Source organism: Cupriavidus numazuensis (genome assembly GCF_905397435.1).
Classification (GTDB): Bacteria; Pseudomonadota; Gammaproteobacteria; order Burkholderiales; family Burkholderiaceae; genus Cupriavidus; species Cupriavidus numazuensis.
Genome location: NZ_CAJPVI010000044.1, coordinates 66,834 through 78,289, shown reverse-complemented (window position 1 = coordinate 78,289; position 11,456 = coordinate 66,834). Strand labels below are relative to the sequence as shown.

Genomic DNA, 11,456 nt, shown 5'->3' with positions numbered 1-11,456 from the left:
CTGACTCGATTTCCACGTTGCGATTACTCATCGCCCGCGCGATCACCAGCAAGCTTCCGCGCTGTCCGTGTTGCTGGGATGTCAGGCTATATTTGTGACACAGTAAGACTAGTGGATACGATGGCATGGAAACCGGCTGCGGCTCGAATCAATGGCAGAGAGCAGTCGCGGCCTCCCCGCCTGGGTCAATGCCAGCAATATTGACACAACTCCACATCGGCGAAGCGGAACCGGCATTTCCCTTTGCCGACGAATGGCACACGTCGGACCCCGCCCCATCGCTTTGCCCAAGCTTTTCCCCGCATTCACCGGAGGTCGGGGTGACAACAAGGCATTCCCTGTCGCACCCCATTCTCCAGACGCAGCCGTCAACGGACGTTGACCGCCGAAGCCGTCCAAACAGCACCGAATACGAAATTTCACACTGATCTTTCGAATTTTCCCTATATCCGGCTGTTGCCTGACTTGGAATCATCTATTGCGCCGGGCGCACAGCGCCCAAACCAGCACGACTCCCTTGGGATCCACCATGGCGCAAGCAATCGACGGCAGCACGAACGCGGTGACAGGACGGCAGGCGTATTTCCTTGAAGTGCCGAGCGCGCGCAGCGCCGCCGGGCTCTCTGTGGTGTCCTTCACGGCGGTGGAGAAGTTGGGCGAGCCCTACTGCGTCAAGGTGGCATTGACGCATCCCATGGAGCTGGCGCGCGCGGACTACCTGCGCAAGGACGCCACGTTCGTCATCGACCCGGGCGAGGATTCGGAACGCCGGACGTTCGGCGGCTGCATCATGCGGTTCTCCAAAACCAGGACGACGCGGGACTTCTGCGCCTACGAAATGGAGCTGCGACCGAAGGTGGCCCTGCTGACACTGGCAAAGGCCAGCCGCGTCTACCAGAACATGACCGCGCCGCGGATCATCGAAGCCATCCTGCGGCGGCACGGCCTGGAAGGCCATCAGTTCGCATTCAGGATCCGGCGGCAGTATCCACAGCACAAGTTCCGGCTCCAGTACCAGATGTCGGATTGGGACTATATTCGCCTGCTGATGGAACAGGAGGGCTTGTACAGCTACTTCGTGCCAGGCAAGTTCGGGACGCAATTCGGGGATCTGTTCACGCTGGGCGATGACATCGATCACTACATCTACCAGCCCGAGTTGCGCGTGCCCTATCGGGAGACGGCAGGTCTGGAATCGGGGCTGGAAACTGTGTTCGACCTCCAGACACACGTGGAGACCGTACCGGCCTCGTTCGTCACGGCCGATTACAACCCGGATCAGTCGTACGAGCGCTTCAGGGCCGAGGCCAACATCGCGCGCCAGGACAAGACCACGCACGGACAGGCCTATGTCTACGGCACACACCATCTCGACATGGCAGTCGCCAAATGGGAAGCGCAACTGCGCCACGAGGCCGCGCTGGCCGGGCAAGTCATCTATGAAGGCCAGAGCAATATCCTGGATCTGCGCCCTGCGCGAATTCTGCGGATGGATGTGGATCTGCCTGATGCGCCGAACGGGCAAGTCATTACCGAAGTTATCCACAGCGGCGGGCGTGACAGGGCCTACCGCAATAGCTACAAGGCCATTCCGTCGGATCGTCGATTCAGGCTGCCGATTGACGAGAACAAATGGCCGCGTATCGCCGGCACGCTGAGCGGGCGGGTCACCTCGCCACAGAACTACAAGTACGCCTACCTGACGCAGCAGGGTCACTACGTTGTGCGGCTGGACCTCGATTTCGACGAGTGGCCCAAGGGCGCCGAGAGTGTCCCGCTGCGGCTGGCCAAGCCTTTCGCAGGGGCGCGACAGACTGGGTTCCACTTTCCGCTGATTGACGGTACTGAAGTGGCCGTCGCGTTTCGGGATGGCGATCCGAACAAGCCCTATATCGCGCACGCGCTGCATCACAGTCAGCATGAAGACCTGGTGACGACCAAGGATCGCTGGCTGTCGCGCAACGTCATCCGGACGCAGAGCAACAACAAGTTGCGGATGGAGGATTGGGAGGGGCAGGAGAGCATCAAGCTGTCGACGGAGTATGGGGGGAAGACGCAGCTGAACCTGGGCTATCTGGTTGATCGACAGCGCCAGAAGCGGGGGGAGGGTTTTGAGTTGAGGACGTCTGGGTATGGGGCGTTGCGTGGGGGCAAGGGGCTGTTCATCACAGCGGACGACCAGCCGAATGCCGGCGGCCAGCAACTCGACATGGAGTCCGCCGAGGCCACCCTGCGACAGGCCGTGGACCTGTTGCACTCGCTGAATGATTCGGCGAGTGCGGCAAAAGCCTGGCTGGCGGAGGTCGATCAGCAGCGCACGTTGATCGAGCAGCGGCTTCTCGGTCTGAAAAAGCCCGCGATTCTCGCCAATGCGCCGGAGGGCGTGGGAATCGCCAGCGGCAAGGATATGCAACTCGCCGCGCGTCAGCAGATGTTCGTAACGGCTGGCAGCGGCCTTGATATCGGCGTGCTCAAGCGGATCACCGCATCGGCCGGCGAGGCCATCTCGCTCTTCGCTGCGAAGCTTGGCATCCGGATCTTCGCCGCTAAAGGCAAGGTGCAAGTCCAGGCCCAAGGTGACGCGCTGGAACTCATGGCGCTCAGGAACGTCGTGGTCAGTTCAACCAAGGGCGAGGTGGTCATCACCGCCGCCAATGGCATCACGCTCGGCGACGGCGCGGGGGCCTACGTGAAGATTGCCAACGGACGGATCGAGTTGGCAAGCCCCGCCGGAAAGATCGATGTCAAGGGCCATCTCAATATCGCCGGTCCAGCCGGCGGCAGTTTCACTTTCCCGAGCTGGTCTGAACTGCCGGTCAAGGACATTAAGCAAGACGTGAACTTCGGCTTCTCGGAATAGGCGCAGAGCATGGCAAATCAGACACCGACGAATTCTTCGGACGCCCGCGTCAAGCAACTGCGTTTCGCCTATCCGTTCCGCAAGAAAGGGCAAGGCAACGTGGCAGGTGCCGAGTTCACGGATGAACATGAGTTTCACAAGCTCCTGAAGAGGGAGTCGCTCGGCAACTACTCCGTCAGTTCCAAGGGCATGTGGCACGGCGGCATCCATGTATCCGAGCTTGGCGCTGGCGCGGCATTGGACCTCAAATATGGCGTTCGTTGCATTGCCGATGGCGAGGTGGTGGCCTTCCGCATCAATCGCGCCTATCTGGTCAGCCAGATGCCGGCGCAGGGCGCCGAGCCGGCGGGGGAGGCGCGTTACAGCACCGGATTCGCGCTGGTGCGGCACACGATGGAGTTTCCGAAGAACAACAAACTGACGTTCTTCAGCCTGTACATGCACTTGCAGGATCTCGCCGGGTACGAGAGCGACAGGGCGCTGCCCAAACCTGCGTACTGGATGCCGGACTTCAAGGTGACACAGTTCGCGCATGACAAGCCGACTGCGGGTTCTGGTCGTGTGGTCCCTGCGGATCAGATAGGGCTCAAGGTACGCGCGACACAGCCGCACGGCACACCGCTTTGCATTCTGCCGCGGGGGGCGCAGTTCAGCATCAGCAAGCGCGAGGGCGACTGGGGCCAGATCAAGGACACACAGGGCACCCAACTGATCGCACCGTCTGCCGGCGGCTATGTGGAGCCGAACGCGGCAAACAACGGCTGGGTGTTTCTCGGCAGGGAAGGCGGTCACTACGCCGCTGAGGAGGTTATGCCCGATTCCAAGGTCGATCGTGTGGTCACGCTCGAAACGCCCTTTCAGATCAAGGCCGGCGACTTGATCGGCCACCTCGGACGGTATGACTCACTGAGTCGGCGAGCGGAGAACCGCACGGTACACATTGAGGTGTTTTGCGGCGACGGTATTAAGGATTTCATCAGACAGGCGCGCGACTGGGTAGCGGCGCATGGCCACGACCAAGCGAAATGGAGAGCTTTAGGTCTTTCTAGCGAGCCGACGATACTGCGCGTCGCGGCGAACACGACGCTGTACAGGGCGCCGCTCAACCAAGGGGAGCGCCCCCCTGTGACCGACGTCATCCAGGTCATCGCAATTTCCGAACTGGAGAAGAATCCTGACAACAAGCGCCTCGAAAGCGACGGCAGGAAGATCCCTTGGTGGCATGTCAAAGGTGTTGACGAGTTCGGTCGGGACATCGACGGCTGGGTGAGGCAGGAGGGCTTCTCAGGCGGACGGGTGACGCGGGAGTTTGCGCAGTCGTGGGTCGACTTCGGGATCTTTGAAAAGCCGCATGACCCGACGCACACAATGTTTGCGACCACTAAAGCGTACATCGACTACCGGAGGGAGGAGGACGTGCCAGGGCGCGCCGCGCTCGGGAAGCTTAGTCCGCTGATGGCCGAAGTGTACCGAGCCATTTTTCCCCGGGGCGATGGCAGCCGCGCTGCGGACGAACTTTGCCAGGTGGCTGATGATCCGTGGCGGGCGCTACGGGTGTCGCGGTTGCTTATTAGACATGAAAGTGAATGGGCTAATCCGGGGAAGTGGCAGGAGCTTATTGGGGAGATGGAGGCGCGGACAGGACAACGGGCGGAATTCGGAGAGGAGAAAAAACGTATTGAGAGGCTAGTGTGGTGGGATGCAGTGAAGGTAGGGGTGAGGGATCTGCCAGCGCCGAATGTCTTTCATATTCACTTGGTTGGTTTGTTGGGGAACTTCGCAAACGGGCAGGGGGCGTGCGAATGTGGCTGCTGCTATATCGGAAAATTCCAGTGTGTCAAATATCGCAGTCAATACGGTCCCCAATACTCCGGGAATAGGCCTCTAGAACGTTCCGTAGTTCTTATCGACCTCGTCAGAAAAGGCGAGGTTTCGTCAAGTGAGCAACGGATACTGGTTGCAATGTCCCCGAACGAAGGGAACCTTGACTCGGTTCAGTCCTATGACAGCGAAGTTTTGACAGCAGGAGCAATGCAAAAAACGATCAAATCCGATGGTCTGGGCGAGTTTTCCACGCAAGTAGCACGGTTTCGACAAGATGACGAAGGCGCATATCGAGAGCTATTTGAGGCATGCGGTTGGAGTGTGGAGGGGGGCGGGGGCTCGGCAAAAATGCATTACACGCACCCAACCTTGACTGGCGATAGAAAAAAGACTGGCCGCGATCTGCGGGAAATCATTCGTGCAGGTTGCTCAGCGGAGAACAATCGAAAACTTGTCGAGAATACCCCTCTTGCTGTCATCGTACACGCTATCTCAGACGTCAGATTTGAACGTCGACAGATCATGGATTTTCTCGAGCGACTCCGAAACGAGATTCTCCCTCATCGTCCAAATGGATATATGTACTCAATCGGGAGCTATTTTCAAACTGATCTCGGTCGTGCAACGGCATTGGATCATCATGTAAACCGACCCGGTTATCTTGAGCGAGATATTGGGAGATCTTTAGATCATTTTTTCACAAGTCATCCTGACGTATCGCGTAACCCCAACGAATGGGGTGCGCAGAGAGCGGTAATCGAGAGGGAAATCATTGAGCACTACGGACATCATCGCGATATGACGACTGGCGTCGCTTCACCGCGCTTCATGCACCTAAGAGAACGGTTAACTTAAAATGCAGAAACCATATCGATTTTTGGGCGGCCTTGTATTTTTTGTTGTAATGAATGCGCATGCACAGGATGTCGTTCTATCCATTAGCAATGGCTCCAAGGTTATCTTTTCTGATCCAGTTAGTAAGAAAGAGAAGAAGCTATTTGAGCAAGGGTGGAAGACGGTGATAGCTATCACGCCAAAGGGCGAAAAATTCAATTTGCTACCTCAGGAACGGCTATCCAAGCTGGGTGGGACAATTTTCTCGGGGCCGACCGATTCACGCGTATCTCCAAGTGGAAAGTATATCGTCCTGCCGATAATCCGATCCGGGATTCTTGATTACGAACCAAGAGAAAAAGATCCAAGTGTTTCCAGTAGGCAATACTGTCCTGTGCTGGCAACGGAAACGGGCTGCCTGCTAAGCAATCAGACCGGTGGAATTTGCGGTGGTGAATGGGACAAAGAGAAGGATCTCTGGGTGGTGGGACTGGGCGATCGGGTCGATGAGGCTACTGATGCAATGATTAAGCTTCAGTTCAAACCTGTAAACCAGCTTTGGCTAGAATTCCGCGATTCACAAGAGTTCAAGCCGACAAGATACAAGTTGAGCGATAGAATTTCCGACGACCTTGGTGTGGGGAATCTTGTTGCATGCCACCCCCCAAGTCGTGAAAATATGGATGTATATGGTTGGATTGCTAATCAACTCAGGATTGAGGGAAGAATCTCTGACGCTGTTTTTATCGAAAGGAGATTTAGAAAAATTCGGTAACACCAGTGGATGGTCAAATTTGGCCATCGCTTTCGATCTATAGAGAGATTTTCGATATGGTATTTTTTGGATATGAGGATACTTGTTCGCATTATGTCTTGTGCGGCGTGCCTGCTGTTAGCGTCAATGTGGATGTCGGTCTATGCAGATGTCGGAGCGGGCGTTGCATGTCGTGCGCCGTCGCGAAAGGATAGTAAGTCGATTGTATTTGCCTACAAAACTGCAGATTCGGTGAAAGGACTTCTAAATAAATGACTGAAATTAAGATAATCGAGCGCGGTCTTGACGGGTGCATCGAGTGACTCTGTCTGGAGCCGGATCTAGCGCAAGCGGAAGTCTTGAAGAGGTCACGCACTTGACCCAGGCGTGCTCCTGGCCAAAGAAGGAAACCTGTCCGAATGCAGTTGGGTCCTGATTGCCACCTCGCTCCGCACATCCAAGCGACAAATGTCCATCGATTTCCAACGCATACCACCACAGGTACCAGTCCCCCCGCCGCCGCACCCATCCATCATCCTGTGGACATTCCTGCTCGCCTTAATCCTCGCTCTAGGCGCAGGCCTTACCGTCATGCTGTGGCCAAAGAGCACGCCTTCCAACACGCTATGGTTCTGGTGCTGCACCGCCATCTACCCGATCTTCGTCTGGTCGGCCCTTCTATGCTGCTCGCTCGGCATCGGCTATGCCCGTCGCAGCGAAGCCATGGCCATTAACCGTGTCAGTGACGGCATCGAACAAGAACGCCACGCACTGTCAAGCAAGCCACTCGTTGTGCTGGGACATGCATGGTGCTTTTCCTCCAATGATGAAGAAAATGACGCCCAAGGTGTGTTCAACGGCACGTTGCATCTGGATTTCAAGCCAAGCGTGGGACAACTCGGCACCGATGTACGGGCGCGCTGGCTTGAAATTCCCGGCGACCCTTTTTACTCCGGCAACGTGTTGCTCGAAAACGTCCGGCACGAAGCGTTGTGCGATTGGGTCTTGGGCCGGCTGATCGAACGCATCGGCGGCGCGCTGAAGGTGCTCCCGTCGCTCACCATCCTTCACGTGGATTTGTGCCTCAAATCACTGGTGAAGCCGGATCACGTTGAGGGTTCCCTGCAGAAACTCATTCTGGCAAAGGCGCCTTCGCTTCAGATCAAGATCACTGGGAGTCCGGACCACGTCTCGCTGTTCCGCGTGGACGACTGGCACGATCAGCTCAGACCGGGCGAGGCGGTATTGCTTCTGTCTCTCCATTTTCGTAGGTCCATCAGTGAATTGCTCGACGACGGTGACGCCGAAGCCGGTGTCGCGCTATTGGTCGCACGTCCTGGCGTGATGCGTAACGAGACGTCGTTACGTCTTCACCGGCCGGCCACGGGCACTCTCGACGCCGAAGGCGAACCCTTCGCACGCGCTTTGCGTTGGGGTGGTGTGGAGGCGTCTCAGATTCACACGATCTGGAGTCATGCGTTGGCCGACGAGTTAGCCCATCCCGTAAGTGCCTCTCCGCAGTTCAGCCAGGACCTTCAGTGGACGGATGTCAGCGCGACCGTCGGCCAGTGCGACGGCGCGGGACCGTGGCTCGCCCTCGTACTGGCCCTGGAGCACGCGCGGCTTACCGGCGGTCCTGAACTTGTTCTCTCTCAGCAAGGCGATGAATTGATCGCCCTTGTTTGCAAGACATCAACATGAATGAATACAAGCCTCAGCGCGTCGCGCTCTATTTCGGCGTTGTTATTGGGATCATCGTCGCAGGTCTGATGCTGGCTGCGTTCGCTAACGGGCCCGAGATCGGCTGGACAGGCTACAAACTGGTGGCCATTGAGTTAGGTCTGTTCTCGGTCGGTCTGCTGATGTTGATCTTCATTCGGTTTTTCGAGACGATTCTGCTCAAGATTGCGTCGCTGAAGGCCATGCGGTGGATCGCCTTCTACGATAAGAGCAAGGGGACACCGGGTGATCATGAGTCGACAGCCGAAGCGCAAGACCAGGCACGCCATCAAGGCCGGACCTTGCGCGATGCGCTCCGTCTGTTGCATGGCTGGCGGTGGCGCTATCGACAACCCTGGCTGCTATTGACCGGCAACGACAAGCTGATCGGCCAGTTGGTCCCCGAGCTGGTCGAAACTGGCTGGCGAATCACGCCAGATGCTGTCCTGTTATGGTGTAAAGCGAGTTCCGATGGCCAACTCGACACCGCCGTCCTGAAGCAGATCTACCAACTGCGGCGCCGTCGCCCGATTGATGCTGTTCTTCTTGTCACTGATGGCATCGAGGCAACGACCACGGATCGCAAAGGGACCCACGATGGCGGCCAACTCGTACGTATCACAGATGCGCTGCGCTACTCCGCCCCCGTCTATGCGCTTGAGGTCATGCAGTCCAATGTGGACGCCCCCAGCGATGTGCCCCTGATTGCCTGCGAACTTCCACAGCAGGCCGACGCCGCGGCAATCCAGTCGCAGTTGCTGACCTTGCGTGGGCAACTCGGCCAACACAGTTTGGCGCGACTTCCACAGCAAGCCCGAGAACGGTACCTGGGGTATCTGTCCCAGCAGCTGGATACCCGGGCCGAGTCGCTGGCCAATTGGCTTGCCAAGCTAATGAGCTCGTACAGCCGGCACTCCACAATTCGAGGCATTCTGTTTGCGCCTGTTGGCGGCGAAGCTCAGACGGCACCGCCTAGCGATCTCCCGTTGTGGCATTACGTAGCGGAGTCCGTGCGAAACCTGCCCGGTCGTCGTACGGCATGGCATCCGATCACGCTCGTCGGGGTGCTTATCCTCACGGGCACAGCGTTGTGGATCATAGGGATGTTGTCGTCCGGCCTCCGCAACACGCAGGACGTGCAGGCCGCAAAGGAGTCGGCAAACGACATCAGGACGGCCCCCAATGCCATCGCACGCCTACAGGCCCTTGATACCCTGCAGCAGCAAATCCAACGCTACGAGTACCGCATCCACCACCACGCGCCCCTTTCAACCCGCTTTGGCCTGAACCGAGACGACGAGGTGCTGGCGGCCCTGTGGAAGCCTTACGCCAAGTCCAGCCGAGACATCCTCATTGCACCGGTCACGCAGGATCTCGAAGCTACATTGACAGACCTTTCGCAACTACAGACCAGCGGCCTCAGTGCCGAAGCCAGCAAGTGGGCACTGGCGGGCCACGACACGCTCAAGACCTATCTGATGCTCGCCCAGCCAGAGCGCGCGGATGCGGCATTCCTTTCACAACAACTGGCACAGCACTGGACCACAGACGCGAGAATCACGCCCGGACAAAAGCAGGATTTGGCCGAGCGATTTGCCCGGTTCTATGCCGAGCACCTGAAATCCAATCCCGAGTGGCGCATCACGCCCCGTGCAGAATTGGTAGCCGGCACCCGGCAGACCCTGCTGGCCGTCATCGGCGAGCGCAACGCGCAGGACACCATCTACGAGGGCATCCTCGACGGGGTCGGCCGCAAGTATCCAGACCTGACATTGGCCAGTCTCACCGCCGGCACGGATGCACGTGGGCTGCTGCGCACAACGGCGATTGTGCCCGGCGCTTTCACGAGACAGGCCTACGAAGAGCATGTCGCTCCGGCCATTGAGCAAGCCGCCAAGCGCCGCGATGTGGTCAGCGATTGGGTGCTCACCGAAGGCAGGACAGGCAACGACACCAGTTCGGGCTCGGACCTCCAAACGGCACTCACTGACCAGTACTTCGCCGACTATGCCGAACACTGGCAACAGTTCATGAACACCCTGCAGTGGGAAGCCGCGCCAACATTGCCCGGCGTGATCGACCAGCTCAAGCTGATGGCCGATGCGCGCTTGTCGCCGGTCATCGCGCTGATGAAGTCGCTCGAGTACCAAGGCAGCGCCGGCGTTCGCAAGGAGTCGCTGCCAGATGCGCTGGTGAACAAGGCCAAGGACCTGCTGGGCAAGAAGCGCGAAGGCGCCGAAGCAACCACCGCTGAGCCGGCAGGCCCGCTCACCGCGGGCTTCGGCCCTGTTCTGCGTCTCATCAGCCAATCCGGCCAGGGCAACGCGGGAGAACTAAGCCTGCAACGCTTCCTAGACCGTGCAACAGCACTTCGTCTGCGCTTGCAGCAGGTCTCGAACAGCCCTGATGCCGACGCTCAGGCACGCCAGCTTGCGATGGCGCTGTTCCAGGGCAAGGGCTCGGAGCTGGCCGATACCCAGGCTTACGCCCAACTCATCGCCGCGAGCCTTGGTAGCCAGTGGGCCGGTATGGGAGATGCACTGTTCGTGCGGCCAATCGCCCAGGCTACCCAAACCGTCCTGCAGCCCGCTCAGGCAAGTCTGAATGATGACTGGCGGCAGAGCATCGCGTTGCCATGGAAGACGGCATTTGCAGGACGCTATCCGTTCACCAACTCGGCGAATGACGCGTCGTTCGCCGAGCTGGGGCGCTACCTGCGTCCGCAAAGCGGACTGATCCACACCTTCCTCGTGGCGCAACTTGGCGGCGTACTCGAACAGCACGGCGACCAGTGGCTGCCTGCCGCCAACGCCCAAGGGCTGGCATTCGACCCGGCGTTTCTCAAGACCATCGCCACACTGCAGCGTATCGGTGCTCACATGCTGACACAGGGCGATGCGCGATACCGCTTCGAGCTCAAGCCAATCCCGACACCCGGCCTGACGGATACGCTGCTCACCATCGACAACCAGAAGCTGCACTACTTCAACCAGCGCGAGAGCTGGCAGACCATGACGTGGCCTGTGGATAACCTTCAGGCGCCCCGCACCATCCTGCAATGGCAAGCGGAAGCCGCGGGCACGAGCGCGAACTACGAGTTCGGCGGCCGCTGGGGTCTGGTTCGCATGCTGGAGCGGGCCCGCATTGTGCCGCTGGACAGTGCTACGTTCCAGCTCACCTGGCAAGCCGTTCCCGATGCCGACGCGGCACGAGCTGCTGTGAACGACAGCGAGCCCGAGGCCAGAGAGCCATCACGGCCCGACAGCCCGGCGAGCCTGATCGCTCGTGAAGCCAGAGTGCCGGCTCCATCAGGCATGGTCTACCCGATCCGCTATCAGTTGCGTGCAGACGTGGGCAGCGGGCCGCTGGAGATGCTGGAGCTGCGGGACCTGCAGATGCCGGAGCGGATCTTCGTTGTTGGCAAGTCGGGCGCATCCGTGGCGAACAAAGCGCGATAGGCATTCA

Annotated in this window: 5 protein-coding genes; all 5 read left to right on the top strand. The window is 58.8% G+C overall.

Features of this window, described 5'->3' with window-relative positions; genetic code table 11:
* Positions 1-529 precede the first annotated feature (529 nt).
* On the top strand, positions 530-2,860 hold the full coding sequence (locus KHO41_RS29080) for a type VI secretion system Vgr family protein (RefSeq protein ID WP_211956701.1): 2,331 nt from the start codon (positions 530-532) through the stop codon (positions 2,858-2,860).
* A gap of 9 nt (positions 2,861-2,869) precedes the next feature.
* Complete coding sequence (locus tag KHO41_RS29075) at positions 2,870-5,539, top strand: glycoside hydrolase family 19 protein (RefSeq protein ID WP_211956700.1); 2,670 nt, start codon at positions 2,870-2,872, stop codon at positions 5,537-5,539.
* A 1-nt stretch (position 5,540) separates the two neighbouring features.
* On the top strand, positions 5,541-6,293 hold the full coding sequence (locus KHO41_RS29070; RefSeq protein ID WP_211956699.1) for a hypothetical protein: 753 nt from the start codon (positions 5,541-5,543) through the stop codon (positions 6,291-6,293).
* Positions 6,294-6,740: 447 nt separating this feature from the next.
* Complete coding sequence (locus KHO41_RS29065; protein WP_211956698.1) at positions 6,741-7,973, top strand: hypothetical protein; 1,233 nt, start codon at positions 6,741-6,743, stop codon at positions 7,971-7,973.
* Entirely contained in the window at positions 7,970-11,449 is a 3,480-nt protein-coding gene (locus tag KHO41_RS29060) for an ImcF-related family protein (RefSeq protein WP_244874081.1), read from the top strand. The genes KHO41_RS29065 and KHO41_RS29060 overlap by 4 nt, the downstream gene beginning before the upstream one ends.
* Positions 11,450-11,456 lie beyond the last annotated feature (7 nt).

Coding starts and splice junctions, on each gene's coding strand:
- KHO41_RS29080 (WP_211956701.1), top strand. CDS start 530: ATGGCGCAAGCAATCGACGGCAGCACGAACGCGGTGACAGGACGGCAG.
- KHO41_RS29075 (WP_211956700.1), top strand. CDS start 2,870: ATGGCAAATCAGACACCGACGAATTCTTCGGACGCCCGCGTCAAGCAA.
- KHO41_RS29070 (WP_211956699.1), top strand. CDS start 5,541: ATGCAGAAACCATATCGATTTTTGGGCGGCCTTGTATTTTTTGTTGTA.
- KHO41_RS29065 (WP_211956698.1), top strand. CDS start 6,741: ATGTCCATCGATTTCCAACGCATACCACCACAGGTACCAGTCCCCCCG.
- KHO41_RS29060 (WP_244874081.1), top strand. CDS start 7,970: ATGAATGAATACAAGCCTCAGCGCGTCGCGCTCTATTTCGGCGTTGTT.